Here is a 24,883-nt window from a genome sequence, read left to right as displayed (position 1 = left end):
CACTCCATCGAAACGGAGTGACCCATGTCCCTCAAGACCGCCACCATCTACGTCGTCTCGCCCGACCAGACCCACGTCGTCTGCGGCCCGAAGACCGACACCATCGACGCGAAGTCCTACGGCAAGCTGACCATCGCCAACGCCGCGGCGCTGCGGATCATGGGCTTCAACCCTGACTGCGCCGAGCAACTGTCGGAAGCCGAGCTTTCGGACTTCATCGACTTCCACATCATCGACCGCGTCGGAACCGCCACCCGTCACCGATACGAAGCCGGCGCCGCGCGCTGGGCCGCCCGCGCCTCGGTCGCCAACGACAATTCTCTGACGAACGAGGCCGCCTGATGCGCCGCCTCGACAGCATTATGAACCCGCTGGTGGACCGCCTGTCGGTCTCTGTCCTGGCCAGCGCTGCAAACGAAATCGCCCCGCGCTTCGTCGCAGAGGGCAGGGAAGTGGTCGCCACCGGATCAGGCAAGCGCCGGACCCCGCAACAGGCCCGCGAGTATCTGCAGCACGTCATGGAAGACGCGCTGTCGGTGCGTGACGACGTCACCGCGGAAGCCGACGTCATCATGATCACCGATCTGATCCGGGCGATCCGGGAGGCGGAGCGGAACGATCCGCTGCCTCCGGCAAACATGGCGCGAGCCGCGTGATGACCCTCCGCCACCCCATCACTGGCGCCCTGTCCAACCCCGAATGGGACCAAGTCAGGGACCGCTGGAACGAGCGGCATTGCAACGCCGTGCTGGCCGCAAGCCGCCCCGAACCTCGCCGCTACCCCGTCAACCTGATCCGCGCGTCGCTCGCCCTGGCCGCCGGCTGCGTCGTCCTCGGCGCGCTCTGGCTGCTGTGACTGCCTTTCAAATCCTCGTCGCGGCCGTGGCGCTGCTGGCGATCCTCTCTTTGCCGCTTCGGAGGAAGCCTTGAGCCTTTCCAACCCCTTACCGCTTCCACCTTCGGGCAAGGTTTCGGTCCCCGGCGTGTATGCGCTGTCCATGGCCGAGTATCATGGCGACTGCTGCGACGGGCCCTCCATCTCTTCCTCCGGTCTCCGCACCATCTGGAGCCAGTCGCCGGCGCACTATTGGTACGACAGCCCCTACAATCCGAACCGACCTGAGCCGAAGGACCGACCACACTTCTCCATCGGCAGGGCGGCGCACCATCTGCTGTATCTCGGCCGGAAGGGCTTCGACGCTGAGTTCGTCATCCGCCCTTCGAAGTGGAAGGACTGGCGCACCGACGCGGCGAAGGAGTGGAAGGCCGAGCAGATCAAGGCTGGCCTGACGATCATCACCGATGCCGAGCTTGAGGCGATCACCGGCATGGCCCGGTCTTTGGCGGCGCACCCTCTGGTCAAGGGCGGGGAGGGGCGTCTCGGCATACTCGACGGCGCCGTGGAGCGTTCGCTGATCTTCAGGGACGAGGCGACCGGCATTTGGCTCAAGAGCCGACCCGACAACATCCCCGGCCATTCGGGCCTGTTCGCAGACCTCAAGACGGCCGACAGCGTGTCCGACGAGAGCCTTGAGCGGTCGCTGGCTTCCTACGGCTACCACATGCAGGCCGCCCTGGTAGGCATGGCCTCTGAGGCGGTTCTGGGACACCCGATGGAAGAGTTCGCCTTCGTCTGGGTTGAGAAGGCCCCGCCGCACTGTGTCCGCGTCACCGTCCTCACCGGAGCCGACATTGAACGGGGACGGATGCAGCTTCGCCGCTCCATCGACCAGTTCGCCAGATGCGTCGAGACCGGGGAATGGCCGGGACCGGGCGGGACTAGATCTGACGCCGAATACCTGACCCTCCCGCCATGGGCGGTGAAGCGGATCGACCAGCAGCTTGAGATCGCCGCCGCTGACGCGAGCGACAACGATAATAGCCCCGACAAGGAAGCCGCCTGATGAACGCTCTGGTTCAGACCCAGGAACGTAACCTTCCGCCGGCCGCCGCTGTGCGCGCCGAGCTGGAGACCATGAAGCCTCAGTTTGCGATGGCGCTGCCTCCGCACGTCACGCCGGAGCGGTATGTCCGCGTCGTTATGACGGCGGTGCAGTCCAACCCCGCGCTGCTGTCGGCGGATCGCCAGACGCTGTTTCAGGCCTGCATGAAGTGTGCCCAAGACGGCCTGCTTCCCGACGGACGTGAAGCCGCGCTGGTAATCTTCCGGACGAAGAAGAAGATCGACAACCGGGACGTCTGGGTCGACGCCGTCCAATACATGCCGATGGTCGCCGGCGTGATCGCCAAGGTGCGACGCTCGGGCGAGCTGCTGACGATCGCCGCGCATGTCGTCCACGCCAACGACAGCTTCCTCTACACTCTGGGGGACGATGAGCGGATCGAGCACCAGCCGTTCATGGGCGAGGACCGGGGTCCGGCGGTAGCCGCCTACGCGGTCGCCAAGACCAAGGACGGTGGCATCTACCGCGAGGTCATGTCGGTCGCGGACATAAACAAGGTGCGCGACGTCTCCCGGTCCAAAGATCGCGGCCCTTGGGTCGACTGGTGGTCAGAGATGGCCCGCAAGACCGTCATCCGGCGCCTGTCCAAGCGCCTGCCTATGTCGACTGATCTGCAGGCCGTCATCGAGCGCGACGACGACATGTACGATCTCCGGTCCGCGTCGACGTCGCTGCCGCCGCCCGGCCTCGCCGCCCGCCTATCCGCGCCAGCGGCTGACGTCCCCCGCGAAGGCTTCAACACCGTTCAGGGCCTCGACCCTGAAGACACCATTCCGAGTTTCGAAGCGGACCCCCCTCCCGCTTCGGAAGAGCCCTCATCCGATGGGACTAGAGGCCCGCGTACGGATGAGGGCGACGACTTCCCTGGCGATGCTCCCCCGTCGCTTGGGGAAGACGAGACGGCCGAACCCGCTGAGGCAGATCAAGCCAGCGAAGGGACGGGTTCGGCCGTCGATGTCGTTTCCGGCGTCGATCGGTTCATTTCTGATCTGGCGTTCAAGTCCCTTGCCGAGCTGAAGACCGTCCAGGCCAGCCAGCACTACAAGGCCCGCATCGCCCTGCTGACGACCACGGCGCCGGAACAGGCCGAACGGGTCGAGAAGGCCATGCGGGAAGCGCTGGAGAGCTTCGGATGAGCGCCTGCGTCTGCATCAGCCGGGGCAATGGTCCCGAGGGCTGCGGTCTCTGCAATGAGACTGGAGTCCATGGCGGCACCTATGCGACCGGCAAGCCCCTGCCGCCTGAGAGCGAGTGGGAGCCCCGCATCTTTGTCAGGGAGGGGGGCTTCTACATCATCAACCTGCCGGCCGATGACGACCTGAACCGCCACGCCGAACTGAACCCCGGAACGCTTCGGATCGAAGACGTGGACGGGACGATCCTGTGGGGGCTGCAATGAAGCCCGACCAATCCATCATGCCCCAGCGCGCCCGCGTCGTCGTCCCGCCGCGCCCCAAGTTCACAGCGAAGCGGCGCCTCGCAATCTTCATGGCCCATGGCGGCCGGTGCGGCATCTGCGGCCTGAAGATCCACGGCGACGAATACGACATTGAGCACCGCATAGCGCGGGCCATCAGCGCCAATGACGCAGATGACAACCTCTATCCGGCGCACAAGGGTTGTCACGCGACCAAGACGCCCCAGGACCGCAAGGACATCGCCAAGGCCCGTCGTTTGGCTGGTGAGACCTGCCAGGGCGAACCCGCGCGCAAGCTGCAGGGCCGGGGCTTCGGCTCCGTCTCTCGCGGCTTCGACGGTCGGCCGAAGCTGACGAAGAAGGCGATGCGAGAGCGCGCCGCCAACGACCGCACCCCTCAATCAGAAGGCTCTGAGAAATGACCACGCCTGACGAAATCAAGGCCATCAAAGGCTTCAACGCCGACCTGACTTGCCGAGATTTTCAGTTCGCCATCGGCGAGACCTATACACACACCGGCAAGGTGAAGGCCTGCGAGGGCGGCTTCCACGCCATTATCAGCGACGCTCACCCGCTGTCGGTGTTTGAATACTACGCCCCGGCTGGTTCGCGCTTCTGTCGGGTGACGCTTTCCGGCGCCACGGACACCGACGACAACGTCAAGGTCGCGGGTGAAATCCTGAAGGTCGGCGAGGAAATCGGCCTACGCGATCTGACGCTAGAGGCGGTCAAGTGGGTTATGGACCGCGCGATCCCGGAGGGTCCAGTCGCCGTCAACTCGAATGGCGCGGCCACCGCCACCGGCACTCGGGGCGCGGCCACCGCATCCGGCTATCAGGGCGCGGCCACCGCATCCGGCTATCAGGGCGCGGCCACCGCATCCGGCGATCATGGCGCGGCCACCGCATCCGGCACTCGGGGCGCGGCCACCGCATCCGGCACTCGGGGCGCGGCCACCGCATCCGGCTATCAGGGCGCGGCCACCGCATCCGGCTATCAGGGCGCGGCCACCGCATCCGGCGATCATGGCGCGGCCACCGCATCCGGCACTCGGGGCGCGGCCACCGCATCCGGCTATCAGGGCGCGGCCACCGCATCCGGCTATCAGGGCGCGGCCACCGCATCCGGCACTCGGGGCGCGGCCACCGCATCCGGCACTCGGGGCGCGGCCACCGCATCCGGCTATCAGGGCGCGGCCACCGCATCCGGCTATCAGGGCGCGGCCACCGCATCCGGCGATCATGGCGCGGCCACCGCATCCGGCTATCAGGGCGCGGCCACCGCATCCGGCACTCGGGGCGCGGCCACCGCATCCGGCTCTCGGGGCGCGGCCACCGCATCCGGCACTCGGGGCGCGGCCACCGCATCCGGCTCTCGGGGCGCGGCCACCGCATCCGGCTATCAGGGCGCGGCCACCGCATCCGGCACTCGGGGCGCGGCCACCGCATCCGGCTATCAGGGCGCGGCCACCGCATCCGGCTATCAGGGCGCGGCCACCGCATCCGGCGATCATGGCGCGGCCACCGCATCCGGCGATCAGGGCGCGGCGATGGCGCCGGGCAAGGACGGGCGCGTGATGGGCTCTGATGGCGTCGCGCTCTTCGCCGTTGAGCGTGGTGAGTGGGACGGCAAGGGATATCCGGCCCTGTCCACCGCCAGCGGCATCGTCGGCCAGGACGGCCTGAAGGCTGACACTTGGTACCGCGCTCGGGGCGGGAAGCTGGTCGAGGTTTCACAATGACTGACCTAATCGCAAGACTTGAAGCGGCTGGTCCGTATCCGCTTGATCGGCCGTTTTGGGCCGTCACCGCCGATGAGACCGTCGAGCGGCTGACCTATTGGGCGGGCGGGTCTGCCTGGGCTGGCGAGCGTCTGTTCTCCTGCATGGACGACGAAAGGGGAGCCTACTCCGAAACCGATCTCTTCGGCTGGACGGACAATGCAGCTGAGGCATTGCAGGCTGCTGCAATCCTTCGCGCGAAAGGCTCTGACCAATGAGCGGGGGACATACGCCGGGGCCTTGGAAGATCTTCACTGTGCAGGACGGCCCGAACAAAGGGCAGCTTCTTGGCGTTGGCCAGCAGACTGGAGAAGGCGTCACTGACGCATATGGCGGCCTGTGGGGTTCCGGCCCGGAGCAGATGGCCAACGCCCATCTAATCGCGGCGGCTCCTGATCTGCTGGAGGCGCTGATCCTTGCTCGCCGTTACGTCGCGGACGTTCCGATTGTCGGCGACGCAGACCTGGCCGTCATCGACGCCGCCCTCGCCAAGGCCCGCCAATCCACCCCCGCACCGGACTGTGATGGAGGGGGAGGATGAGGCTCCTTGACCTATTCTGCAACGCAGGCGGGGCCGGGATGGGCTATCACCGCGCCGGGTTCGATGTCTTCGGCGTCGATCTGTATCCGCAGAAAAACTACCCGTTCGCATTCCATCGGGGCGACGCCATCGAGGTTCTGCGCGCGCTGCTGAGGGGGGAGCAGATCGCCTTCCGTCATCCAGACGGCCGAGTTGAAATGCTGGGACTGGCAGATTTCGACGCAATCCATGCTTCGCCGCCTTGTCAGGGCTACACGGCCCTTCGCCATGCGCCCGGAACACGGGGGGCGCCGCTCATGATCGAGGACGTACGCAATCTCCTGATTATGTGCGGCTTGCCTTGGTCCATTGAGAATGTCGAAGAGGCGCGGTGGGCGATGGTCGATCCGATCACCCTCTGCGGGTCCATGTTCGGCCTGGGCGCTCAGGGCTGTCAGCTCCGACGCCATCGGCTGTTCGAAAGCAACATCTCGATCAGCCCGCCGTCGCCCTGTCAGCACGACGACCGTCCGGTGATCGGCGTCTATGGCGGCCATGCCCGACGCCGCGCCGCATCGGCCGGCGGGCGGGGAACCCGTGACGTTTGGGTGGACGGACACCGCGCCGCGATGTCGGAGGCCATGGGGATGACCTGGGCTACCTGCGCCGAAATGAGCGAGGCCATTCCTCCCGCCTACACTGAACACCTGGGACGTCAATTGATGGTCCACATCCAATACCAGAGGGCCGTGGCATGACCCCCGAACAATGGGAAACCATCCGCAAGAACCATGACGCGCTGAAGGCCAGAGAGGCCGAGCTGATGGTTCTACTCAACCGCGCCCGACTGTTCGTGACCAGTTCCGAGCTGGACGCTGAAATCCGCGTCGCCCTGGGCTTGGCGCCGAACTCCGAAAGGACAGCCGCATGACTCAGTCCTTGGGTTTCTCGCGGCGTTGGAGTTCAGCCTCGACGGCTTCGCGGATGAACTTGGAACGCGCGTGTTTCTTGCCGCCGACCTCCGAATCAACGCGCGCAAGCAGTTCCGGCGTCATCTGCACATTCACAGGCACGGCCCCATTCGGCCCAAGCGGAGGTCTTCCCATGGCGCGGCCTGTAGCGGGGGCGTCAGTCGAGGGCAAGGACAAAACAGCACCGTTATCTGTTGACGGGGTAAATCGTGCGGTTTATATAAATCACACTGTTTACGAGGACAACCCCATGACCGCCAATCACCGGAACGACTACGGCGTCAAGAGCGCCATTGACCTGTACCGGACGTTTGGAGACGCCCGCTACGTCCAATGGGAGAGCGAGCCGTCTGCTGAATACGTGGCGGCCCTTCGCGCGGCCGGCGTCCGGTGCCGCCGCGTCAAGGCCGAACTTTTCATTCATCACGAGGACCAGGCGCTCGCCGGTCCCGTTCCCGGAGCCCGCTGACATGACCACCCAAGACAAGCCCGCAGTGGGTCCGCTGAGTGCGGAAGATGTGAAGCGCGGCGATTTGCTGTCGTGTGCCGAAGGTATCGGCATCGTCGGGATCGCAACAGCGGATTACATCACGATCTTCATCAACGATGCCGCCTATTCGCGCGTCCCCTCACGCTTCACCTTCATCGGCCGCCCCGGTCCTGACGGGTGGGTCAAAGCACCTGAAGGCGGGTGGAAAGAGAACCCGGTGCCGGGGCAGGTGGTGTTAACGCGCACCCGCCGGGCCACTGCGCCTGAGCCGGTCAAGTCCGAATGGATTGACTGGAACATCATCATCGCCTTCCGCCTCGCCCCCGCCGCTCCGGTAGAAGCGGGCGGGTCGGAGGATAAGCGGCGACGCGAAATCACGGCCGTCATGTCCGCGTTGGACAGGTTCGAAGATCTAGCTGGGCGGGTGACGGCGACACAGGCGGAACACGTTCTCGCTTCTCTCGCCGCCCTCCGCCCCCAACCGAGCGGAGAGACGCGGGAGGCTGTGGCGCTGCTCATTCGCGAAAGAGTCGGGCACTACGCTAAGCGTCTCGAAAACTACAACATGCGGCCTGACTCCCGCGCAGCATTCTTCGACGATTTCACCGAAAAGGTCCTCGCCCTTTTCCGCCCCGCCGCGCCCGATGGGGGAGGGCTTGCGGACCTAGCTGCTCGCGTGACGGCCGAAGTTAAGCGCGGCGCGGACGGATCGCACGTCCAAGCGCTCGGAGCCCTGTCCAACATTGAGACGATGGTCTGCGCCGCCATCCCCGCAAGCGAAGGGGGCCGGGGATGAGCGCTTGGACCTCATGGCAACCAGACAAGCCGGGCGAGATACTCCGCGAAGAACACGTCAACGGCTATCGCATTTGTGAGATGCGGGGAGGCGGGGTGCGCGTGACCAAAGACACCTACTTCGCATGGTCGAATCCCGGAGACTTTGAGCGCGAGAAGTCCATTGCGCTGCTGACCGGCAAGCTCGCCCCCACCCAATAGGAGGACCGCTCTAATGGCGCAAGATGAGAAGATGCTGGTTTCTGTGCCGGATCGGGCCGCCGCCCTGAGAGTCGGCAAGGCTATACTTGAAGCACATGGCGCGTGGGAAACCGAGAACGTCATGCACGGAGGTCAGGCGCCATGGTGCGAGCAACACTGCATCCTTTTGGGTCAGGCGGCCATGCTCGAAGCCCTCTCCGCAGCCCCCGCCCAACCCGCTCCCGCCTCTGTGCTCTCCGCAACCGACCTCGCCTGTTACGAGTATCCCGGTGAAGATCAGGCCAAGGAGAGAGCGGCCTTTGTTGCGGGCGCAATGACTGCCCAACCCGCTGCTGTGGAAGGGGCGGAATGGCTTACGGACGAAGATCACGCGGTCATCAAACGCTGCGTTGAGCGCCAACCCAAGCTCTGCATGCGCGGTCAACACGAGGGGTATTACGTCCATTCCGACATCGCAGACCTGATCAACATGATCGGCCGCGCCCGCCCATCCCCGCCCGCCGATGACGCGCTTAGGGTGGCGGTGGAGAAGGCGCTGGAGCCCTTTGCAGCTGTCGCAGCGGAATATGACGAACGGGAAGACGACACTTTTGAGGTCTGGAAAGATGCCGGGCCGATCATGGTTCGTGAGGTAGGCCGCGCTTTGCGGCTGGTGAACTTCCGCCGCGCCGCCGAAGCCCTCGCAGCACTGAAAGCGGAGAAGAAGTAGATGGCCGCTCTGACAAAGCCGCAAGCCGATTTGCTTCGAGACATAGAAGCCGAGGACACCCCGGTTTCCATGTCTTACGCCCCAGCGAAAGCGCTCGTGAAGCTGGGCTTGGCCTCCTGGAAAGACGCCATGTTCTGCGACGTGCTTTCGATCACAGAGGCAGGCCGGGCAGCGCTGAAAGCGGGAGGGGTGAAGTGAGCGCGAAGCCCACAAACACGGCAGGGCTGGAGGCGGCGGCGAAGCTGGCGGACCATCTACGGCCGTTCGAACATCACGCAGTCGGCTCGCTTCGGATCGACATGAACGAAGTGAGGAACGTCATCGCCGCCTGTGACTTCGCCGCATCTGCACAAGCCGCAATAGACGGTTGGGTTCGCTGGGCAGACGAGCGGCTTCAAGAGGCCCAGGCCGAAACACTGTCAGCGATGAAGGAGCGAGACGCAGCAGAGGCCCGAGCCGATAGGCTGGCTGACGGGATCACGGCCGCCATGCTGATCCTGACGCCAGAGCCCGGCGACAAGTCGCTGACCGAACGCGAGAAGACGGCTCGCCAACTCTTAGCCGCCCTACAGGACCAACCCAAATGAGCGCCATCGCCCTGATCTGTCTGACCCTGGCGATGTCAGATGGCGACTCCGGCCGATGCCTGACCAAAGACGGCGAGCGCCACCGCATCCGGCTGGCTGGCGCCGACGCGGGCGAGGTCGCGCCCTTCACCCGGTGCCGCCAGCGGCCCAACGTCTGGGCTTGTTCGCCGGTCGCCAGGACAACCGGGTCCGAGGCCGCGCGTCGGGCCCGGCAGTTGGCCAGCGCCGGCGCCCGCTGCACGGTGACGGATACCGATCGCTACGGCCGGAACGTCGCCGTCTGCACGGTCGCTGGCCGCGACCTGGGCGGGCTGCTGGTCCGCGAAGGCCTAGCTATTAGCGAGACCAACTACGGCGATCCGTACAGGCGCGAGGAAGACGCAGCCCGGCGCGAGAGGAAAGGGATCTGGAGATGAGCGCGGCGAACGACAACAAGCTGGCCTTCTCTGTAAAGGAGGCGAGCGAAGCCTTGGGCGTCGGCCGCTCGACCATCTTCGAATTGCTCGCCGATGGGCGCCTGACGCGGGTGAAGATCGGATCGAAAACGGTTATCCCCAGGTCTTCACTGCTGGCTCTTCTGGGCGAGACCGACAACGCGGCTTAGGGCGCGGCTTAGGGCGGATCGACAAATCGCCCCGCAAACCCAAGCACAGAAGGAAGGTAGCGCGCCCTCCGTCTCCGCCACCTCCTTGGAAGCATGAGTGAAACGGAAGCTCGCCCCGGAGCTGTTCGCCTGCGTCCAGTCCGTCAACGCGCCGCTTCTAGACGCGCCGTCTCCAGTTCATCGCGGGCTATGCTGAAGTCGGCCTGGAAGGCGGGATTCGCCTTCAGGGCGGCGACCAGGGCGGCGCCGACCAGGCGGCCGGCCTCGACGTCGCTGGCGTAGTGGACGCCGCAGATCATTCGGCTGTCGCCATAGGCCAGGCCGCGGGCCAGGACGGCGTCGGCGCGGTCCGGCGCCATTTCGGCCAGGACCAGGGCCCAGGCCCAGCCCAGGGCGGCGTGGCCGGAGGGGTAGGAGCCGCTGTTCGCCAGCCAGGGCTCGGGCGGGAAACAGGTTTCGGCCGGTTCCGCGACGAAGGGACGTGGGCGGAAGAAGCCGCGTTTGGCGGGGGTCTGGACGATCTCAAGGTCCCCCAGCATCCGGCCCAGGAGCCGGGTCAGGGTCGGCATGCGCGCGGGCTCGAACCGAATGCCGAGCGCCTCGTCAAAGACCCGAGGCGCGGTCGGCGTCTCGATCTCATTGTCGGCGCGGGCCTGATCCCAGCGGGGCGTGTCCTTCAAGGCGCGGGTGGCGCGGTACCGGTCGACGTCATCCTGATCGCGCAGCGACCCGGCCTCCGGCGGGGGCGGCAGGAAACGGGAGGCGTCAGGGGCCGCGCCTGCGGTCAGATAGCCCTTCGGGTGATCGCGGAAGCCGGTCCAGAAGGTCGGGGCGGGAGAGGGGCTGGAGGCGCATCCGGCCAGCACGATCAACGGGGCGAGCGCCAGGGCCGCCACGACGGCGCGGCCGCGCAGGGACAGGATTCGAATCATGAAATCAACTCTGGACGGGATCAGGCCGGTTGGGCCCCGGGGCGGCCATCCTCGACGACCCAGCGATTCAGGGTGGAGATCGACGCCTTGGGATCGCGCACGTCGCTGATCGCCTGATAGCGGGTGATCATCCGCTCCGGGGTGACGTCCATCGCCATATAGCCGCGCACGCGGCTTTCGAAGAAGCGGATGTGCGGATTGGCCGGCATGGCCGCCATCAGCCCCTCATAGGGCGGGCCGCCGGAGGTGATGGAGGTGCCCACAAACTCGGTCGCCACCACCGGCGAGGTCTCGTCGCGGCTGTCCAGCAGGACGTCATTGGTCCAGAAGGAGTGATAGTCGCCGGACAGAACCACGGGATTGCGCGGCTTCAGCTGATGCAGGGCCTGGGTCATGCGGTCGCGGGCGGCGGGGAAGCCGTCCCAGGTGTCGGTCCAGTAGCGGGTCTCGCCATTGGGGTTTTCGAACCGCAGCCCGGCCATGACAAGGTCCTGGCCCAGGATGGTCCAGCGCGCGTCGCCGCCCGCCAGACCGTCGTACAGCCAGCGTTCCTGTTCGAAACCCAGGAAGGTGCGTGACGGGTCGGCGCGGTCCAGGCAGAGGCTGTCGGGGACGATCTGCCCCTTGGCCCCGCCTTCGTCGACGCAGGCCCCGCGCGACCGATACTGGCGTCCGTCCAGCATGAAGAACTCGGCCAAACGGCCGTAGCGGACGCGCTTGTGAATGGGCATCTGAAGCCGGCGGTCCAGCCGCGTGCGGCGGATCGGCATAGCTTCATAGAAGGCCTGATAGCCGGCGGCGCGGCGGCGCAGAAAGTCGTCGGGCCGCCCGCCCTCGTCGGGCCAGACGCCGGAATAGTTGTTGAGCACCTCATGGTCGTCCCAGGTCACCAGACAGGGAGCGGCGGCGTGAAGACGTTGAAGGTCCGGATCGGTGCGGTGCAGGGCGTAGCGGTTGCGATAGCCGGCCAGGGTGGTGGCGTCCTCAAAGCCGTAGTGTCGCACCACATTGGCCGCCCGCGCGCCGGTGCGGGTGTATTCATAGATATAGTCGCCGAGGAACAGGGTCAGGTCCGGCGCCTCGTCGGCCATATGGCCATAGGCGCTGAAATAGCCGACCTCCCAGTTCGAACAGGAGGCCACGGCCAGTTTCAGCCGGTCCACCTCGGCGTGGGGCGCCGGCGCCGTGCGCGCCAGACCGACGGGGCTGCGCTGACCGGCGGCGGTGAAACGGTACCAATAGGGGCGGCCGGGAAGCAGGCCCTGGACTTCGACATGGACCGAATGGGCCTCGGCGGGCTGGGCCGTGGTTCGGCCAGCAGCGACGATGCGGTTGAAACCTTCGTCGGCGGCGACCTCCCAAAGAACCTCCATCGGCTCGCCGAGACCGCCCCTGCCGTCCGGCGCTATGGGATCGGCGGCCAGGCGGGTCCACAGAACGAAGCCGTCCGGCCAAGGGTCGCCGCTGGCGACGCCCAGGGGGAACAGATCGGCGGCGCCCGCCTGGGCCCGGCCGAACCGGAGGACGACCGGCGCGGCGACCAGCCCCCCGATCAGGGCGCGGCGCGACAGTGGATCGTTCAGGCCGATCATCGCCCGGCCTCGTCGGCGCCGGGGCCGAAGCGGGTGCGGAAATCTTCCAGGCGGATGACGAAGTCGTCGGCGGCGACAAAGGCTTCGTCGGTCATCTGGGGCTGTTCATTGGGCTTGTAGCGACGGGCGTATTCGGCCTGGTCGGACGCATAGACCCCATAATAGGTCGAATAGGTGCGGACTCGCACGGTCGGGACATCGCCGCCCATGTCGAAGATCATCAGCCGCAGCCAGCCGTCGCCGATCCCCGGCGCGCGGCCCGGCGCCAGCCCGGTGTCGAGCGCCGTCTGATTGCGGTCCTGATAGTCGGACAGAAGCTGATAGACGGCGCCGCCCTGTCGATTCAGGTCGGTACGGAAGGCCTGGCCGTTATGATGGCCGCTCAGCACCATGAAGATCTGCGGATTGCGGCTGATCAGCTTGTCCCACACGCCCTGGGCGCTGTTGTCGAAGGGATCGAGGGCGTTCAGATCGACCACCGGATGGGCGCGGCGCTGGCCGGTCTTGTCGATGAAGTCGTGGGTGGTGATCAGGGTCGGCAGGCCGGCGTGGGCGTGGATGACCGTCTCCGCCCATTTCAGGCTGGCGTCGGACGGCGCCATCTGCAGGCCGATGTGCAGGAAGCGATAGTCGCCCGCCTCGAAGACCTGGGCGCTGTCGGCGCCGTCGTCATGAGAGGCCACATACCAGGGCCGGTCCTTGAAATATTTCGAGGTCGCGCCGAAGGCCTGGGTGAAGGCGGTCAGGCCGCCGATGTGGATCATGCCCAGACGACGCAGGTCGCCCGGCGGCGCCGTCAGATCCTGGGGCCACTGCTCGTCCCACCATTGGCCGTCATAGTCGTGGTTGCCTGACACGACAGAGAAGGGCAGGACGCCGTCGATCCGGTCGTAGGCCGCGATGGCCGCCGGGATTTCGACATTCCGCACGCCGTCCGCCCAGGCCGCGACCCCCGCGCCTGACGGCGCAGGGCGAGGGCGGAAGCCCCGGGCCGCGTGGTCCGGGTCAATTGCGATGATCGGGTGCTGCCAGACATCGCCCACGGCGGTCGCGAAGACGATGTCGCCGCCGCGCGACACAGAGTTGTCAGCGATGAATTGAAGCTGCTGATCCATCAGGTCGCGGGCGTCGAAGGCGAAGCCCTCCGCACGCTGATGGGTGAAGTCGACGTAGTTCTGAGTGTCGGGAATGACGGCGATGGTGAACCGCTGCGGCGCCGGTTCGGCCATGACGGCTCCGGCGGTCAAGGCGGTCAAGGCGGCGAGGGCGGCGGCGGTCCCGCGCAGACGTGTCCAGGGGAATTGCAAGGCGTGTCTCTCCCAACGAAGAAGGGCGGGCTTCGGCCGACCGACCGAAGCCCGCAAGGCGTCAGTACCGATAGCTCAGGCGCACGCCCCAGGTGCGGGGCGGGTTCGGCGAACCGGTCGAGGCCGAGATGAAGCGATTGCGCGACTCCTCGGAATAGTCGTCCGTCAGATTGTTCACATAGACGCCCAGGGCGTAGTTCCCGTCCATCGGCCGCACCGTCAGGCCGGCGTTGACCAGCCAGAAGGAGTCGATGATCGAGTTGGCCGAGGTGCTGAACTTCTCGTCACGGAAGGCGTAGTTGGTCTGGGCTTCGACGCCCCAGTCGCCCATCCGCCAGTCATAGGCGATCGAACCCTTGTAGTCCCATTTGGGGAAGGGCAGACGTTCGCCTGCGCGGTCGCTGTAGACGATGGTGTTGTACTCGCCCGTCACCTTGTCGCGCGCCGCCTCCGTCGCGGCGCTGTTGACGAAGAAGAACTCGTCATACTCCCCGTACTTGTAGGCGAGGGCCTGGGTGACGGTCAGATTGGGGAGGGGACGCCAGACGGCCTCGATCTCTGCGCCCTGGATGTGGGACTTGGGCACGTTGATCATACGGCCCACGCGGCCCGTGCGGGTGTAGAGGATGCCCTGCAGCTGCTGATCGCGATAGTCGTAGTAGAAGGCGGCGGCGTTGAACTGAAGCTTGCGCTGGAAGAAGCTGGACTTCAGCCCGGTCTCATAGGCGATCAGCTCCTCGAGCTTGAAGGGTTCCAACTGGTCCGGCAGGCCGCTGTTGTAAGTGGTGAAACCGCCCGACTTCACGCCACGCGAAACATTGGCGTAGGTCAGTATGTCGTCGCTAAGGGTGTATTCGACGCCCAGTTTGCCGGTCCACTCGCCCATCTCTTGCGACTTGGAGGTGGTGGCCCGGACGGACGGGGTGGGGGCCAGGACCTCGGTCTTGAAGTTGTTCAGTTCGCGGGTTTCATCCTCATAGCGCAGGCCGCCGACCAGGGTCAGGCGGTCGGTCAGGCGATAGTCCACATTGCCGAATACGCCGGTGGTCTCGACCTTCTGGCCGTAGGTGGTGCTCATCCAGAAGGCCAGGCTCTTGGCTTCGGAGAAGTCCGAATAGAAGCCGCCGTCCACGGATTCATTGGCGTGATAAACGCCGGCCAGCCATTGGATCCGACCGCCGGCCGGCGAGGCCAGGCGGACCTCCTGGGACGAGGTGTCGATGTCGTTGAAGAAGAAGGTGCCCGCCTCGTTCGACGCGGTGGCGTCCCAGTCGTTGAACTCCTGGCGGTCGAAGGTCTCATAGCTGGCGATGGCGGTCAGGGTTGCCCAGTTCAGATCCTGGTTCAGCCGCAGGCTGACGCCCTTGCCCTCATTGTCCCGGAAGGGCTTGGCGTTGGGCGAGGCGCCGATCAACTGGGCGAAATAGGGCGAGATGCCCCAGCCGGTGATGCGGTGATCGGTGTCGATCGGATAGACCCGCCCGCCGCCGGCGGTGAAGGGGGTGGTGATCAGACGCAGGCCCCGCCCGTCGGACTCGTCGCGGCTGTAGTGCAGGTTCAGATCGACGTCGGTCTGGGCCGAGGGACGCCAGGTCAGGCGCAGGCGCGCGGCCTTGGTGTCCTTGTCGCCCAGGCTCTCGCCGGTGTCGCGATTGTACTGCCACGCCCCGCCCGATTCAGCCGCGACCGAAAGGCGGGCGGTCAGGGTGTCGACGACGGGGCCGGAGACATAGGCTTCCATCTTGGCCGCGTCATAGCTGCCGTAGCTCAGGTTCAGACCTGCGGCGACGTGATCGGTCGGGGCGTTGGTGATGACGCTGACCGCGCCGCCCGTCGTGTTGCGGCCGTAAAGCGTGCCCTGCGGGCCGCGCAGCACCTCGATGCGGGCGATGTCGTACAGCAGCCCTTGGGTCATCACGCCGTAGGGATAGGCGACTTCGTCCACATAGATGCCGACGGTCGAGGTGTTGTTGGCGGCGTAGTCGGTCAGGCCGACGCCGCGGATGCGGAACTGGGGCTGGCCGCCGCCCAGCTGGCTGTCGACCTCCAGGCTGGGCACGGTGTTTTCCAGATCGTTCACGGTCTGGATGTTGCGGTCGTCCAGCGTTTCGCCGGACACCACGGTCAGGGCCAGGGCGACCTTCTGCGACGATTCGGAGCGACGCTGGGCCGTGACGATGACGTCATCGACCGAGGCCGTTTGAGAGGCGGTTTGGGTTTGGGCGGAGGCGGGCAGGGCCGCCGCCGTGAGGACGGCGACCGAGGCGCCGAGAAGAAGACGTTGCATGTTGACCATCCATCGGGCGACGCGCGGGGCCCCCACCCTCGCGTGTCGATGTGTTGCTGAAGGTCGTCGAACAGCCGTTTGGTCGCCTCCTGATCGAAGCGGGCCCTGACCCTGGGGAGAAGTCCGGCCGCATCGTCGCGTGGAAAAACAGATGTTCGACAACGATGCGGCATTAGATTGCGCGCGCAATGCTTTTATGAAGCTTGTTAGAACTGTTCTTGTCAGCCGCGGCTAGGGCTGGGCATGCACGACGATAACGTGTGTTCTGTCACGCCCGGCTTGCAACCAACCGGGTTGCGGCCGCCTTGAGCGCCGCCTCATCGAGGGGCGCTCCGCTCGCCCGAGCGGTCAGGGCGGCGGCCTTGATCCAGAGGGCGAACCGCGTCGCCGCCAGCCGATTGAGATCGAAGTCGGCGGGCCAGACGCCGGCCTGATTGTAATAGGTGCCTCCGCCTTCGGGACCGCGCAGCAACATGGCCAGGTCACGCAGCGCGGGGTCGCGCCGCGCCTCCATGCACACGCCCGCGATCAGCCTGGCGTATCGCACGTAGAAGCCCTCTGACTGTGGTGCGATGGCGACTGTCGGCGCCATCAGCCGCGCCCAACGCTCCAGGTCCGCCGACGCCGGGTCGCCTTCCGGACGCTGACCGGCCAGATACAGCGGCATGTCGCGGAAGACGCTGTGCCAGACCGCGTCCAGGACGAAGCGGCGCATGTCGGGCCAGTGATAGGCGATGGTTGAGGTCGATGTTCCCGCCACGGCGCTGACGGACCGGTTGGTCAGGGCCCCCAGACCCCGCTCCAGTATCTGATCCGCCGCGATATGCAGAAGCTTAAGCTTCATCGAGTCCGGTTCCAGTCCGGCCGCCGGCGCCTGAGGTATGATCAGGGTTTCCCTGTGCCAGAGGGTCGCCGCCGCCGGCCTTTCGGTCTCGCCGAAGGCGCGATCGACGAGGCCGCCGAGACCTTCGGACGCGATCACCTCATAGTCTGCGCGTTCGCCCAGGGCTCCGGCGTAGAACTGCTCCATCGTGGTCCAGGCCACGATGATGGAGGCGAAGTCGACCAACCGGGGATCAGCCGCCAGATAGTCGGCCCACGCCGTTTCCCGCATCGCGGTCCAGCGCCGAATGAGATCGCGACGCTCGGCGCAGGCGTCTCCGTCGATCAACAGCGCCTCCCAGATCCGCGCGAAACCGGCGCTTTCGGAAGCGCGCAGGCGCAGATAGTGCCGCAACAAGGCCAGCAGAGCGTCTCGGCTGGGCGGCAGGCCGACGACGGGGGCGAAGAAGGCGGTGTGAAAGGCCGTGTCCTGCCGTAGCGCCTCTTCTCCCACCGCCTGGATCAGCCCGGCCTTCGATCCGAAGAGGTTGACGATGACCGTCGTGCTCTTGCCGACGGCGTGGGCGAGGTCCCGCATCGTCAGGCTGTCGAGCCCGTTGGCCGCCGCCTGGGCGATGGCGGCCTTGATGATCTGAAGGGCGTCGGCGGCCCGGCTGGGCGCTTGGACTTGAGACATAGGTTTCAATGAAGTCTCGATGATGAGCTGTCGAGTGCGCGGCGCGAGGTTCGGGGAAGACGGCCCTGTCTTCAGCGACGAAGCGTCGCGGACCGAGCGCGGCTTAATCTCGGATTGTGTAGCGGAGATGATGGCGCCGGCGACAGCATTTCCGCCAAGGCCCGCGCTCCCCCGATGATCTGATGAAACCAAATCCCGCAATGGAGGATTGGGCTCGGACAGACGAAGGCCGGACGAGGAGATTGAAAGTCGATGATCGCCGCCACAGGGTCGGAGCGCCCCGCCCACAATCCACTCCACGCCATACTGTTGTGTTTTCCGATCGCCCTGTTCACCTCGGCCCTGATCAGCGACATCGCCTATCTGCGGACCGCTGAGATGCAGTGGTCGAATTTTTCGGCCTGGCTGATCGTCGGCGCCCTGGTGTTCGGCGGCGTCGCAGGACTGTGGGCGATCGTCCAGCTGGTCCTGGCCTGGCGCACCCCTCAGCGGCTGGCGACCCTGATCTATGTGGTCGCCCTGGCCTTGGCTTGGCTTTGCGGCCTGATCAACGCCTTCAAGCACAGCCAGGACGCATGGAGCTCGGTCGGGGCCCTGGGTCTGACCCTGTCCATCCTGTCCACCCTCTTCGTCCTTGTCGCAGGGTGGTTCGCCTATAGCGCCGCGCCGGTTCGGGGGATTGCACGATGATCAGACACCTTCTCGGCGCGACCGCCGTGCTCCTGGCCCTGACGGCTTGCAGTCGCAGCGATCCCAACCTCAGACAGACCGGTCCCAATCCCGATCTGCCGGCCCAGAACCAGACCCTGGTTCCACCGATGAAGATCGCCGAGCCCGTGGGCTGGAACGGCGAGCGGCCCGCCGTTCCCGCCGGCTTCGCCATCACGCCCCTGGCGACTGACCTGAAGATTCCGCGCCAGATTCTTGTTCTGCCGAACGGGGACATTCTGGTGGCGGAAGGGTCCGGCGGCCATGCGCCCAAGCTGCGTCCCAAGGACGTCATCGCCGGCCTCATCAAGGCCAAGGGCAAGAGCAGCGTGAAGGGCGGGGATCGGATCACCCTGCTGCGCGACGCCGACGGAGACGGACAGGCCGAACTGCGCACGACCTTCATCGACAATCTGGATGCGCCCTATGGCCTGGCCTTCGTCGACGGCGCCCTCTACGTCGCCGAGCAGGGCGCCTTGCTGCGCTTTCCCCATGAGCCTGGACAGACGCGGATCACAGCGCCCGGCGCGGTCCTGACCGAGCTTCCCTCGGCCATCAACCACCACTGGACCAAGTCACTGACCTCCAGCGCCGACGGCCAGACCCTTTACGTTGGCATCGGATCCAACAGCAATGTCGGCGAGCGCGGCATGGCGGTGGAGCAGGACCGCGCCGTGGTCTGGGCGATCGACCGGCAGACCGGCACCCACCGCATCCTCGCCAGCGGCATCCGCAATCCGACGGCCCTGGCGATTGAGCCGACCACCAGCGCTCTCTGGGCCGTGGTCAATGAGCGCGACGAATTGGGCCCGCAACTGGCTCCCGACTATTTGACCTCGGTGCGGCCCGGCGCCTTCTACGGCTGGCCCTACAGCTATTGGGGGCAGAACGTCGATCCGCGCGCCCATCCGCAGCGGCCGGACAAGGTGGCCGAGGCGGTCAAGCCCGACTACGCCCTGGGCTCCCATGTCGCGGCCCTTGGCCTGAGCTTCGCCACCAACGGTGGTTTCGGCGGCGCCTTCAGCCAGGGCGCCTTCATCGGCGAGCACGGCAGTTGGAACCGCCAGGACCTGTCCGGCTATAAGGTGAGCTGGGTGCCGTTCAACGCCGGTCGTCCGGCGGGACAGCCCGTCGATTTCGCTACGGGCTTCATCAAGGACGGCAAGGCGAGGGGACGGCCGGTCGGCGTCACCTTCGACCCTCAACGTCGCATCCTGCTGATCGCCGACGATCTGTCGAACACCGTCTGGCGGGTCGCGCCGCAATAAGGCGGAGACGGTCGGCGGGGTTCAGGCCGCCGCCGACTGATCCGGTCCGAGGTGCGCCTCCACCAGGGCGCGCACGCGGGCGAAGGCGGCTGTGGCGCCGGCCGTTGCCCGATCCTCTTGAGCCTGCGTCATCTCCGCCGCGTCCAGGGCGGCGGTGAAGCTGCGCCAGTGGTTGGCGCGACCGTCCGGAGAGGCGGCCAGATGCCGGGCGCCGAACGCCTCTGACAAGCCCAGGCCGGCCGCAGCCTTCAGCAAGAACGCCGCGCCCAGGTTCGATCCCTCCGCCACATAGAGCCAGCCCAGCGCCGCGGGAATGTCGGCGATCTGATCGTCAAACACGGGGCTGTCAGACTCGACGCCGGGTTCGGCCTCCAGGTCGGTAAGGTCTGCGATCACCGCGTCATACCTTCGCCGCGCGGCCAGATCCGGGATCAGGGCCGTCAGAGCCTCGTTCTGATAGAGGGCCGCCACGTCGCGATGGAACAGTTGCTGAATTCGCAGGAACTCCGCATATCGCGCGCGACTTTCGAAGGGGCGAGCGGCCATGACGGCGTCGTCCAGGCCCTGATGCACGCCTTGCGTCGCCGCCTTCAGTCGTTTGGCTCGGCTTGTTTCAGCTTCGATCATCAGCAGCTGCCATCCAGGCGTGGGTCTGAGAGTGGTGCGAGCCGATCGCTGTTTCCGGTTGAGCCTCAGTCACGGATGAAGTGCGGGACAAAGCGTGAGGTGTCGCGGGTGATCCGGCCCGCGTCCTCGCGCAGGCTCATGCCCGCCGGTTCGTCGCCGACGACCCAGGAGCCGACGATGACGTGGGCGTCGTCGAACCGGGGCGTGTCGTGCAGGGCCTGACGGATGAAACGGCCCTGGCCGTAGCCGCCGTCCACGACCGCTTCCGCGCTGACGCCCTGGTCGATCAGTTCGACATTGGCGCCCTCGCGGGAAAACAGCGGCTTGCGGACGTAGGAGTCCCCGAGAGCAGCCTGCGCCGGATCGCCCTCGAAATAGGCCTCCAGCAGATTGGGATGGCCTTTGTGGCGTTCCCACAACAAGGGCAGGATGGCCTTGTTGGACAGAATGCTCTTCCAGGCGGGTTCAAGCACCCGGACATCGGCGGTCGGCAGGGGGGCGGCGTAGTCGTCGCGCAGCATCTGCTCCCACGGATACAGCTTGAACATAGCCTGGATGATCCAGTTCTCATGGTCGACGAAACGGCCGTCGGCGTTCAGGCCGATCTGGTCGATGGCGACGAACTGGGGCTCAAGCCCGGCCTGCTGGGCCAGGTCTTCCAGGAAGCGGACCGTCTGACGATCCTCCACGAAGTCGGCGTCCGACGAGAAATGGACGAAGCCGCCGTTCGGGAAGATGGCGCGGAAGCGGGCGACCAGTTTTTCGTGCAGGCTGTTGAACTGGTCGGCGTCGGCGGGCAGGACGCCGGCCCGGATCTGATCCTCCAGCCACAGCCACTGGAAGGCGGCCGTCTCGTAGACGCTCGTCGGGGTGTCGGCGTTGTATTCGTACAGCTTGGCCGGACCCCGGCCGTCGTAGGCGAAGTCGAAGCGGCCGTAGAGGGACGGATCCCCGCGCGTCCAGCTGGCGGCCACATAGTCCCGCATGGGTTCGGGGATATCCAGCTGCTCCATCAGCCGCTCGGACTGGACGGCCTCCTTCACCAGCTCCAGGCAGAGGCCGTGCAGTTCGGCGGTCGGCGCCTCGATCCCGTCCTCGACCTCCTCCATGGAGAAGGCGTAGGCCGCCGTCTCGTCCCAGTAGATCTCACCGTTGATGTGGCGCCAGGTGAAGCCCAGGCGCTCGGCCGTGGCTTCCCAGTCGGGGCGGGGATCGAAGCGCAGACGCTCCATGGATCAGGCCGGGTCCTTGTCGGGCGTGGCCACGCCGGGGGTGGATTGGCCGATGCGGGGCGTGACTACCGTCACTTCCGGCTGGCTGAGGCGGGCCAAAACGTCGTCGGCCGACGAATGACCGGGCAGGATGCCGGCCTCGCGCAGCTTGGCGTCCAGATCGGCGCCGGTGCGGCGATCTTCCAGGGCCTGGCTGGCGTTCAGCTTTTCTTCCTGGATGGCCTGGCGCTGCTTGATCCGTTGCAGGCTGTCCGCCGCCGAGCCGATGCGCGAATGGGCGCCGGCCGAGTTCAGGGCGACCGAGGTCTGGGCTCGCTGGACTGAGTCATTGACCTTGACGATGTCGATCTCGCGACGGAGCGTCTCGATCTTCTGGTCGGTGGCGGCGATGGCCGTGCGCAGACGCGTCTCTGCCGTCTTCATGTCCTCGATCAACGGGCCGCGGCTGTTTATCTCGACCTCCAGCTCGGCGATGCGGGCGGCGACCTCGCGGGCCAGATCGGTCTTCCCCTGAGCCAGGGCGGTGCGGGCCGAGCTTTCGTACTTGGCGATCTGGTCGCGGAAGCTGGCCATCTCGTTTTCGGCCATGCGGCGGCGCGCCACCAGGCCGGCCAGGTCGTCGCGCGCCTTGCCCTGGGCGTTGTCGGCGTCGCGGATTTCCTGATCGAGGATCTTCAGGGCGTTGGCGTCGACGACGCCCTGGGCCGCGTCATGGGCCGTGCCGCGGAACAGGGCGGAGAGTTTTCTGAGCATGGACATGGTCTGGCTTCCGGATCAGGCGGCGTCGGCGCCGAAGGTTTCGCGCAGTTCGGTGGCGTCGATCGCATTCTCGGCCAGGGTGCGCAGTTCGATCAGTATGGTCTGGAGCGTCGTCTTGCACGACAGTTCGCCCATCAACTCATACACGTCTTCGCCGCCGACGTTGGTGATGGCGAAGTTCGACAGGGGCACCACCCGCTGGGCCTTCAGGAGAAACTCGTTGAAGGCATGGCGATCGGTCTGTTCCGACACCGGCCACAGCAGGACCGAGCAGACGATCTGGGCGCCCCCGACGCTGAGATAGACCGGCAGGTCGCCGTATTCATGCATGGTGGCCAGCAGTACGGGGTCCGCCCCCTCCAGCACGCGCAGGGTCATTTCGCCCTCGCGCACCAGGGGGGACTGGTCCAGCGCCGCCTTGATGGCGGGCACGGTCCAGGGGGTTTCGATCACGGCGTCCATAGGGTGGTCGTCTCCAGGGGTGATGGGGTCAGAAGTGGGGATCCGGCGGCGCCCGGCAAGCTCCGGGCCGCGGGTGGAGTCCGTGACGATGGCGCGGACGGCGGCCTTGACGTCGTCGCGCGCGGCCTCCGGCACCCAGAGCTCCAGCTTGACGAGGCCCGCTTCCCGGCGCGCCTGTCGCCACGCGCGAATGCGGTCGTTGGCGGCGGAAGAGTGCGGGGCGCGGTTGGGCATGGCGTTACATGAAACGTGTAACATGAACGCTTGACATGATGCAAGATCGGGCTGAAGTTGCGCGTATGAACCGCTTCGTTCCGTCGCTCTTGCGTCCGAGGCTCGCCCTTGGCGTCCATGGGGCCTAGATAGTCGCCATGTTCAAGAAACTCTTCGGATCGTCGAACAAGGCTGAGCCCGCGTCGAAGCTGGCGGCGGTGCGCAACATCACCGTGGGTCGAACCGTGTCGCTGGACCCGTTGGCCTGGCGGCGGCTGGGCGAAGAGACCCGTTTCGCCCTGGACCGCGACGTGCTCGACATCTCGGCCCAGGGGCTGATCAGCCTGGAAAGCGGCCAGTTCGTCCATCGCTTCTACACCGACGACCACGTCATGCTTCAGGCCATGAGCGACGACGAGGCGGGGCTGGAGAACTATGACTTCAGTCTGTTTGTGCCCTGGACCTCGGCCTATCCGCCGGGAGAGCGGGAACGGCGGGTCTGGCGCGACCGGCTGTCGGCGCCGGTCTTCCACGGGGCGGCCGAGGACCTGCCCGACTATCCGCGGTTCTGGTTCTCCGAGAGCGACGCGATCCAGCCGCCGGTCACCCTGTGGGAGACCATCTGGGACGACCGCGCCGCGACGAAGCCCTACGCCAAGATCTTCCAGACCTGCATGCTTTATACACGCGAACTGGCGGGCGGGCGCGAACTGATGATCGCCCTGGAGCAGCAGCCCGAGGGCGGCGAGACGACGCACGAGATCATGATCGGCATTCCGCTGGAAATGGCCGAATTCCGCGCCTGAGGGCGTGTTTAAAGAGGGGAAGACCGAATGTTCGACTGGTTCCTGTTTCAGCAGGGGGCGATCGCCTTCCTGATCGCCTTCGCCGTGGCGGGCGGCTTCACCCTGGCGTTCAAGCTGGTCTACCAGTGGGTCACGCCGTACCACGAGCATACGCTGATCCGGCAGGGCAATACGGCCGCCGCCATTGCGTTGGGTGGCGCCCTGATCGGCTATGTCCTGCCGCTGGCCTCGGCCCTGTCCCATACGGTCAGCCTGGCCGAGTTCGCCGCCTGGGCCCTGCTGGCCGGGGTGATCCAGATCGTGGTCTTCGTCACCATCAGCCGCCTGGCCTTCCGCAATCTGGTGGCACGGATCGAGGCGGGCGAGATCGCGGCGGCTGTCTATCTGGCCTCCATCTCGATCTGTGTCGGCCTGCTAAACGCCGCCTGCATGACCTCGTGACCGCCATGACCGACCACAACAATGGATCGGGCGATCTGCCCCAGACAAGGACGATGCGACGGCTGAAGCGGTCGCGTGTCCTGCACATCGGAAGCCTGATGGCCACGGCCGGCTTTACGCTGGCGGCCTGCGATTCTCCGGACGTTCCAGCCCCGCGGGCCGAGGCCGAGCCGGCGCTGGTCTATGCCTCGCTGGATGAGTGTCGGACCGCCGACGTCATACCCGACGCCCAGTGCGACGCTGCCCTGGCCAAGGCGCAGGAGGATGCGGCGCGGACTGCTCCACGCTACGCCACGCGCGAGGAGTGCGAGGGCCAATGGGGCCCATCGCAGTGCCAGCCGAACAATCAGGGCGGGGGATCCTTCTTCACCCCGCTGCTGGCCGGCTTCGTCATCGGCCAGATGCTGGACGGCGGGCGATACTATGGCGGGGGTCCGCTGTATCGGGATCGCGAGGACCGCTATGTGAACGGATACGGCGGCGGCTATGCCTATCGCGACTACCGGACCGGTCGGATGGTGACGACGCGCGACAACGGAGATGTCGTGAAGCAGGCGCCGACGCGGGTACAGAGCCGGACCACGGTCGTCTCGCGCGGCGGCTTCGGCGGCGGGGGGCGCAGTTTCGGCGGCTGAACTCGTCCCTTCGCCAGAATCGGACGACGGCCCGCAGGTTGCGCCTGCGGGCCGTTT

General features: G+C 66.3%; 35 protein-coding genes. 25 read left to right on the top strand and 10 right to left on the bottom strand.

Annotation, left to right across the window (positions count from 1 at the left end; genetic code table 11):
* Nucleotides 1-24: 24 nt before the first annotated feature.
* The 12 genes from ACZ5M6_RS12950 to ACZ5M6_RS12895 all read left to right on the top strand — a co-directional run bounded on the left by ACZ5M6_RS12950 (nucleotide 25) and on the right by ACZ5M6_RS12895 (nucleotide 6,612).
* The gene (locus tag ACZ5M6_RS12950; protein ID WP_464158827.1) at nucleotides 25-342 is read left to right on the top strand and encodes a hypothetical protein; all 318 of its coding nucleotides are present in this window, start codon (nucleotides 25-27) and stop codon (nucleotides 340-342) included.
* Nucleotides 342-656, top strand: coding sequence for a hypothetical protein (locus ACZ5M6_RS12945; RefSeq protein WP_464158826.1), 315 nt, complete (start codon nucleotides 342-344; stop codon nucleotides 654-656). The genes ACZ5M6_RS12950 and ACZ5M6_RS12945 overlap by 1 nt, the downstream gene beginning before the upstream one ends.
* Nucleotides 656-856: a hypothetical protein gene (locus ACZ5M6_RS12940; RefSeq protein WP_464158825.1), complete on the top strand. Its 201-nt coding sequence runs from the start codon at nucleotides 656-658 to the stop codon at nucleotides 854-856. Before ACZ5M6_RS12945 ends, ACZ5M6_RS12940 begins: the two co-directional genes overlap by 1 nt.
* A 142-nt stretch (nucleotides 857-998) precedes the next feature.
* Nucleotides 999-1,904, top strand: a complete 906-nt coding sequence (locus ACZ5M6_RS12935) for a PD-(D/E)XK nuclease-like domain-containing protein (RefSeq protein ID WP_464158824.1) — start codon at nucleotides 999-1,001, stop codon at nucleotides 1,902-1,904.
* Nucleotides 1,904-3,100 carry a recombinase RecT gene (locus tag ACZ5M6_RS12930; protein ID WP_464158823.1) on the top strand — a complete coding sequence of 399 codons (1,197 nt, stop codon included), beginning with the start codon at nucleotides 1,904-1,906 and terminating at the stop codon, nucleotides 3,098-3,100. The genes ACZ5M6_RS12935 and ACZ5M6_RS12930 overlap by 1 nt, the downstream gene beginning before the upstream one ends.
* Complete coding sequence (locus ACZ5M6_RS12925; protein WP_464158822.1) at nucleotides 3,097-3,363, top strand: hypothetical protein; 267 nt, start codon at nucleotides 3,097-3,099, stop codon at nucleotides 3,361-3,363. The genes ACZ5M6_RS12930 and ACZ5M6_RS12925 overlap by 4 nt, the downstream gene beginning before the upstream one ends.
* Complete coding sequence (locus ACZ5M6_RS12920; RefSeq protein ID WP_464158821.1) at nucleotides 3,360-3,803, top strand: HNH endonuclease; 444 nt, start codon at nucleotides 3,360-3,362, stop codon at nucleotides 3,801-3,803. Before ACZ5M6_RS12925 ends, ACZ5M6_RS12920 begins: the two co-directional genes overlap by 4 nt.
* A complete protein-coding gene (locus ACZ5M6_RS12915) occupies nucleotides 3,800-5,122 on the top strand; it encodes a DUF7666 domain-containing protein (protein ID WP_464158820.1) in 1,323 nt (440 codons plus the stop codon). Before ACZ5M6_RS12920 ends, ACZ5M6_RS12915 begins: the two co-directional genes overlap by 4 nt.
* The gene (locus ACZ5M6_RS12910) at nucleotides 5,119-5,379 is read left to right on the top strand and encodes a hypothetical protein (protein WP_464158819.1); all 261 of its coding nucleotides are present in this window, start codon (nucleotides 5,119-5,121) and stop codon (nucleotides 5,377-5,379) included. The genes ACZ5M6_RS12915 and ACZ5M6_RS12910 overlap by 4 nt, the downstream gene beginning before the upstream one ends.
* Entirely contained in the window at nucleotides 5,376-5,702 is a 327-nt protein-coding gene (locus tag ACZ5M6_RS12905) for a hypothetical protein (protein ID WP_464158818.1), read from the top strand. Before ACZ5M6_RS12910 ends, ACZ5M6_RS12905 begins: the two co-directional genes overlap by 4 nt.
* A gap of 38 nt (nucleotides 5,703-5,740) precedes the next feature.
* Nucleotides 5,741-6,439 carry a hypothetical protein gene (locus ACZ5M6_RS12900; RefSeq protein WP_464158817.1) on the top strand — a complete coding sequence of 233 codons (699 nt, stop codon included), beginning with the start codon at nucleotides 5,741-5,743 and terminating at the stop codon, nucleotides 6,437-6,439.
* Nucleotides 6,436-6,612 (top strand): hypothetical protein, encoded by a 177-nt coding sequence (locus ACZ5M6_RS12895; RefSeq protein WP_464158816.1) that lies wholly within the window; start codon nucleotides 6,436-6,438, stop codon nucleotides 6,610-6,612. Before ACZ5M6_RS12900 ends, ACZ5M6_RS12895 begins: the two co-directional genes overlap by 4 nt.
* Nucleotide 6,613: 1 nt before the next feature.
* Here ACZ5M6_RS12895 and ACZ5M6_RS12890 read toward each other — a convergent pair whose 3' ends face one another.
* Complete coding sequence (locus ACZ5M6_RS12890; RefSeq protein ID WP_464158815.1) at nucleotides 6,614-6,736, bottom strand: hypothetical protein; 123 nt, start codon at nucleotides 6,734-6,736, stop codon at nucleotides 6,614-6,616.
* A gap of 166 nt (nucleotides 6,737-6,902) precedes the next feature.
* Between ACZ5M6_RS12890 and ACZ5M6_RS12885 the strand changes: the two genes are divergently transcribed.
* Genes ACZ5M6_RS12885 through ACZ5M6_RS12850 form a run of 8 tightly spaced genes read left to right on the top strand, consistent with a single transcriptional unit; the run spans nucleotide 6,903 to nucleotide 10,038 of the window.
* Nucleotides 6,903-7,121 (top strand): hypothetical protein, encoded by a 219-nt coding sequence (locus ACZ5M6_RS12885; RefSeq protein ID WP_464158814.1) that lies wholly within the window; start codon nucleotides 6,903-6,905, stop codon nucleotides 7,119-7,121.
* 1 nt (nucleotide 7,122) lies between these two features.
* Entirely contained in the window at nucleotides 7,123-7,938 is an 816-nt protein-coding gene (locus ACZ5M6_RS12880) for a hypothetical protein (protein ID WP_464158813.1), read from the top strand.
* Nucleotides 7,935-8,138, top strand: a complete 204-nt coding sequence (locus ACZ5M6_RS12875) for a hypothetical protein (RefSeq protein WP_464158812.1) — start codon at nucleotides 7,935-7,937, stop codon at nucleotides 8,136-8,138. The genes ACZ5M6_RS12880 and ACZ5M6_RS12875 overlap by 4 nt, the downstream gene beginning before the upstream one ends.
* 13 nt (nucleotides 8,139-8,151) lie before the next feature.
* Nucleotides 8,152-8,847, top strand: coding sequence for a hypothetical protein (locus ACZ5M6_RS12870; protein WP_464158811.1), 696 nt, complete (start codon nucleotides 8,152-8,154; stop codon nucleotides 8,845-8,847).
* Nucleotides 8,848-9,045, top strand: a complete 198-nt coding sequence (locus tag ACZ5M6_RS12865; protein WP_464158810.1) for a hypothetical protein — start codon at nucleotides 8,848-8,850, stop codon at nucleotides 9,043-9,045.
* Nucleotides 9,042-9,434, top strand: coding sequence for a hypothetical protein (locus ACZ5M6_RS12860; RefSeq protein WP_464158809.1), 393 nt, complete (start codon nucleotides 9,042-9,044; stop codon nucleotides 9,432-9,434). The genes ACZ5M6_RS12865 and ACZ5M6_RS12860 overlap by 4 nt, the downstream gene beginning before the upstream one ends.
* The gene (locus tag ACZ5M6_RS12855) at nucleotides 9,431-9,850 is read left to right on the top strand and encodes a thermonuclease family protein (protein WP_464158808.1); all 420 of its coding nucleotides are present in this window, start codon (nucleotides 9,431-9,433) and stop codon (nucleotides 9,848-9,850) included. Before ACZ5M6_RS12860 ends, ACZ5M6_RS12855 begins: the two co-directional genes overlap by 4 nt.
* Nucleotides 9,847-10,038: a helix-turn-helix domain-containing protein gene (locus ACZ5M6_RS12850; protein ID WP_464158807.1), complete on the top strand. Its 192-nt coding sequence runs from the start codon at nucleotides 9,847-9,849 to the stop codon at nucleotides 10,036-10,038. The genes ACZ5M6_RS12855 and ACZ5M6_RS12850 overlap by 4 nt, the downstream gene beginning before the upstream one ends.
* A gap of 143 nt (nucleotides 10,039-10,181) precedes the next feature.
* Here ACZ5M6_RS12850 and ACZ5M6_RS12845 read toward each other — a convergent pair whose 3' ends face one another.
* From ACZ5M6_RS12845 to ACZ5M6_RS12825, 5 genes are all read right to left on the bottom strand, one after another.
* Nucleotides 10,182-10,970 carry an acid phosphatase gene (locus tag ACZ5M6_RS12845; protein ID WP_464158806.1) on the bottom strand — a complete coding sequence of 263 codons (789 nt, stop codon included), beginning with the start codon at nucleotides 10,968-10,970 and terminating at the stop codon, nucleotides 10,182-10,184.
* A gap of 20 nt (nucleotides 10,971-10,990) precedes the next feature.
* Complete coding sequence (locus tag ACZ5M6_RS12840) at nucleotides 10,991-12,562, bottom strand: alkaline phosphatase D family protein (protein WP_464158805.1); 1,572 nt, start codon at nucleotides 12,560-12,562, stop codon at nucleotides 10,991-10,993.
* Nucleotides 12,559-13,869 (bottom strand): metallophosphoesterase family protein, encoded by a 1,311-nt coding sequence (locus ACZ5M6_RS12835; RefSeq protein ID WP_464158804.1) that lies wholly within the window; start codon nucleotides 13,867-13,869, stop codon nucleotides 12,559-12,561. The genes ACZ5M6_RS12840 and ACZ5M6_RS12835 overlap by 4 nt, the downstream gene beginning before the upstream one ends.
* 61 nt (nucleotides 13,870-13,930) lie before the next feature.
* Nucleotides 13,931-16,156, bottom strand: a complete 2,226-nt coding sequence (locus tag ACZ5M6_RS12830; protein WP_464158803.1) for a TonB-dependent receptor — start codon at nucleotides 16,154-16,156, stop codon at nucleotides 13,931-13,933.
* Nucleotides 16,157-16,424: 268 nt separating this feature from the next.
* Nucleotides 16,425-17,675, bottom strand: a complete 1,251-nt coding sequence (locus tag ACZ5M6_RS12825) for a TetR/AcrR family transcriptional regulator (protein ID WP_464158802.1) — start codon at nucleotides 17,673-17,675, stop codon at nucleotides 16,425-16,427.
* A gap of 252 nt (nucleotides 17,676-17,927) precedes the next feature.
* On the opposite strand from ACZ5M6_RS12825, the gene ACZ5M6_RS12820 reads away from it, so the two are divergent.
* Both ACZ5M6_RS12820 and ACZ5M6_RS12815 read left to right on the top strand, forming a co-directional pair.
* A complete protein-coding gene (locus tag ACZ5M6_RS12820; protein WP_464158801.1) occupies nucleotides 17,928-18,365 on the top strand; it encodes a DUF2231 domain-containing protein in 438 nt (145 codons plus the stop codon).
* On the top strand, nucleotides 18,362-19,651 hold the full coding sequence (locus ACZ5M6_RS12815) for a PQQ-dependent sugar dehydrogenase (RefSeq protein ID WP_464158800.1): 1,290 nt from the start codon (nucleotides 18,362-18,364) through the stop codon (nucleotides 19,649-19,651). The genes ACZ5M6_RS12820 and ACZ5M6_RS12815 overlap by 4 nt, the downstream gene beginning before the upstream one ends.
* Before the next feature lie 21 nt (nucleotides 19,652-19,672).
* On the opposite strand, the gene ACZ5M6_RS12810 is transcribed toward ACZ5M6_RS12815, so the two are convergent.
* The 4 genes from ACZ5M6_RS12810 to ACZ5M6_RS12795 form a co-directional block, all read right to left on the bottom strand.
* On the bottom strand, nucleotides 19,673-20,278 hold the full coding sequence (locus ACZ5M6_RS12810) for a biliverdin-producing heme oxygenase (RefSeq protein WP_464158799.1): 606 nt from the start codon (nucleotides 20,276-20,278) through the stop codon (nucleotides 19,673-19,675).
* 65 nt (nucleotides 20,279-20,343) lie between these two features.
* Nucleotides 20,344-21,510: a glutathionylspermidine synthase family protein gene (locus ACZ5M6_RS12805; RefSeq protein WP_464158798.1), complete on the bottom strand. Its 1,167-nt coding sequence runs from the start codon at nucleotides 21,508-21,510 to the stop codon at nucleotides 20,344-20,346.
* 3 nt (nucleotides 21,511-21,513) lie between these two features.
* Nucleotides 21,514-22,269: a PspA/IM30 family protein gene (locus ACZ5M6_RS12800; RefSeq protein ID WP_182713482.1), complete on the bottom strand. Its 756-nt coding sequence runs from the start codon at nucleotides 22,267-22,269 to the stop codon at nucleotides 21,514-21,516.
* Between the two features lie 15 nt (nucleotides 22,270-22,284).
* A complete protein-coding gene (locus ACZ5M6_RS12795; protein ID WP_182713481.1) occupies nucleotides 22,285-22,965 on the bottom strand; it encodes a YjfI family protein in 681 nt (226 codons plus the stop codon).
* A 137-nt stretch (nucleotides 22,966-23,102) separates the two neighbouring features.
* On the opposite strand from ACZ5M6_RS12795, the gene ACZ5M6_RS12790 reads away from it, so the two are divergent.
* From ACZ5M6_RS12790 to ACZ5M6_RS12780, 3 genes are read left to right on the top strand one after another with little or no spacing between them, the layout of a single operon-like run.
* On the top strand, nucleotides 23,103-23,750 hold the full coding sequence (locus tag ACZ5M6_RS12790) for a DUF2491 family protein (protein ID WP_182713480.1): 648 nt from the start codon (nucleotides 23,103-23,105) through the stop codon (nucleotides 23,748-23,750).
* Nucleotides 23,751-23,777: 27 nt separating this feature from the next.
* Nucleotides 23,778-24,191, top strand: coding sequence for a DUF350 domain-containing protein (locus ACZ5M6_RS12785; protein WP_287394734.1), 414 nt, complete (start codon nucleotides 23,778-23,780; stop codon nucleotides 24,189-24,191).
* Between the two features lie 5 nt (nucleotides 24,192-24,196).
* Nucleotides 24,197-24,826 (top strand): DUF1190 domain-containing protein, encoded by a 630-nt coding sequence (locus ACZ5M6_RS12780; protein ID WP_224764384.1) that lies wholly within the window; start codon nucleotides 24,197-24,199, stop codon nucleotides 24,824-24,826.
* Nucleotides 24,827-24,883: the final 57 nt, after the last annotated feature.

It is taken from the genome of Brevundimonas sp. Br13, from assembly GCF_055391505.1.
This window is presented reverse-complemented; position numbering and strand designations above follow the sequence as displayed.

Bases quoted from the DNA above. Each gene is read 5' to 3' on its own strand.
- ACZ5M6_RS12815 (WP_464158800.1), top strand. From the start codon at position 18,362: ATGATCAGACACCTTCTCGGCGCGACCGCCGTGCTCCTGGCCCTGACG.
- ACZ5M6_RS12885 (WP_464158814.1), top strand. From the start codon at position 6,903: ATGACCGCCAATCACCGGAACGACTACGGCGTCAAGAGCGCCATTGAC.
- ACZ5M6_RS12895 (WP_464158816.1), top strand. From the start codon at position 6,436: ATGACCCCCGAACAATGGGAAACCATCCGCAAGAACCATGACGCGCTG.
- ACZ5M6_RS12800 (WP_182713482.1), bottom strand. From the start codon at position 22,269: ATGTCCATGCTCAGAAAACTCTCCGCCCTGTTCCGCGGCACGGCCCAT.
- ACZ5M6_RS12845 (WP_464158806.1), bottom strand. From the start codon at position 10,970: ATGATTCGAATCCTGTCCCTGCGCGGCCGCGCCGTCGTGGCGGCCCTG.
- ACZ5M6_RS12950 (WP_464158827.1), top strand. From the start codon at position 25: ATGTCCCTCAAGACCGCCACCATCTACGTCGTCTCGCCCGACCAGACC.
- ACZ5M6_RS12785 (WP_287394734.1), top strand. From the start codon at position 23,778: ATGTTCGACTGGTTCCTGTTTCAGCAGGGGGCGATCGCCTTCCTGATC.
- ACZ5M6_RS12935 (WP_464158824.1), top strand. From the start codon at position 999: ATGGCCGAGTATCATGGCGACTGCTGCGACGGGCCCTCCATCTCTTCC.
- ACZ5M6_RS12805 (WP_464158798.1), bottom strand. From the start codon at position 21,510: ATGGAGCGTCTGCGCTTCGATCCCCGCCCCGACTGGGAAGCCACGGCC.
- ACZ5M6_RS12820 (WP_464158801.1), top strand. From the start codon at position 17,928: ATGATCGCCGCCACAGGGTCGGAGCGCCCCGCCCACAATCCACTCCAC.
- ACZ5M6_RS12915 (WP_464158820.1), top strand. From the start codon at position 3,800: ATGACCACGCCTGACGAAATCAAGGCCATCAAAGGCTTCAACGCCGAC.
- ACZ5M6_RS12930 (WP_464158823.1), top strand. From the start codon at position 1,904: ATGAACGCTCTGGTTCAGACCCAGGAACGTAACCTTCCGCCGGCCGCC.
- ACZ5M6_RS12780 (WP_224764384.1), top strand. From the start codon at position 24,197: ATGACCGACCACAACAATGGATCGGGCGATCTGCCCCAGACAAGGACG.
- ACZ5M6_RS12945 (WP_464158826.1), top strand. From the start codon at position 342: ATGCGCCGCCTCGACAGCATTATGAACCCGCTGGTGGACCGCCTGTCG.
- ACZ5M6_RS12830 (WP_464158803.1), bottom strand. From the start codon at position 16,156: ATGCAACGTCTTCTTCTCGGCGCCTCGGTCGCCGTCCTCACGGCGGCG.
- ACZ5M6_RS12910 (WP_464158819.1), top strand. From the start codon at position 5,119: ATGACTGACCTAATCGCAAGACTTGAAGCGGCTGGTCCGTATCCGCTT.
- ACZ5M6_RS12795 (WP_182713481.1), bottom strand. From the start codon at position 22,965: ATGCCCAACCGCGCCCCGCACTCTTCCGCCGCCAACGACCGCATTCGC.
- ACZ5M6_RS12870 (WP_464158811.1), top strand. From the start codon at position 8,152: ATGGCGCAAGATGAGAAGATGCTGGTTTCTGTGCCGGATCGGGCCGCC.
- ACZ5M6_RS12790 (WP_182713480.1), top strand. From the start codon at position 23,103: ATGTTCAAGAAACTCTTCGGATCGTCGAACAAGGCTGAGCCCGCGTCG.
- ACZ5M6_RS12905 (WP_464158818.1), top strand. From the start codon at position 5,376: ATGAGCGGGGGACATACGCCGGGGCCTTGGAAGATCTTCACTGTGCAG.
- ACZ5M6_RS12890 (WP_464158815.1), bottom strand. From the start codon at position 6,736: ATGACGCCGGAACTGCTTGCGCGCGTTGATTCGGAGGTCGGCGGCAAG.
- ACZ5M6_RS12920 (WP_464158821.1), top strand. From the start codon at position 3,360: ATGAAGCCCGACCAATCCATCATGCCCCAGCGCGCCCGCGTCGTCGTC.
- ACZ5M6_RS12865 (WP_464158810.1), top strand. From the start codon at position 8,848: ATGGCCGCTCTGACAAAGCCGCAAGCCGATTTGCTTCGAGACATAGAA.
- ACZ5M6_RS12850 (WP_464158807.1), top strand. From the start codon at position 9,847: ATGAGCGCGGCGAACGACAACAAGCTGGCCTTCTCTGTAAAGGAGGCG.
- ACZ5M6_RS12825 (WP_464158802.1), bottom strand. From the start codon at position 17,675: ATGTCTCAAGTCCAAGCGCCCAGCCGGGCCGCCGACGCCCTTCAGATC.
- ACZ5M6_RS12810 (WP_464158799.1), bottom strand. From the start codon at position 20,278: ATGATCGAAGCTGAAACAAGCCGAGCCAAACGACTGAAGGCGGCGACG.
- ACZ5M6_RS12925 (WP_464158822.1), top strand. From the start codon at position 3,097: ATGAGCGCCTGCGTCTGCATCAGCCGGGGCAATGGTCCCGAGGGCTGC.
- ACZ5M6_RS12880 (WP_464158813.1), top strand. From the start codon at position 7,123: ATGACCACCCAAGACAAGCCCGCAGTGGGTCCGCTGAGTGCGGAAGAT.
- ACZ5M6_RS12940 (WP_464158825.1), top strand. From the start codon at position 656: ATGACCCTCCGCCACCCCATCACTGGCGCCCTGTCCAACCCCGAATGG.
- ACZ5M6_RS12900 (WP_464158817.1), top strand. From the start codon at position 5,741: ATGGGCTATCACCGCGCCGGGTTCGATGTCTTCGGCGTCGATCTGTAT.
- ACZ5M6_RS12875 (WP_464158812.1), top strand. From the start codon at position 7,935: ATGAGCGCTTGGACCTCATGGCAACCAGACAAGCCGGGCGAGATACTC.
- ACZ5M6_RS12855 (WP_464158808.1), top strand. From the start codon at position 9,431: ATGAGCGCCATCGCCCTGATCTGTCTGACCCTGGCGATGTCAGATGGC.
- ACZ5M6_RS12840 (WP_464158805.1), bottom strand. From the start codon at position 12,562: ATGATCGGCCTGAACGATCCACTGTCGCGCCGCGCCCTGATCGGGGGG.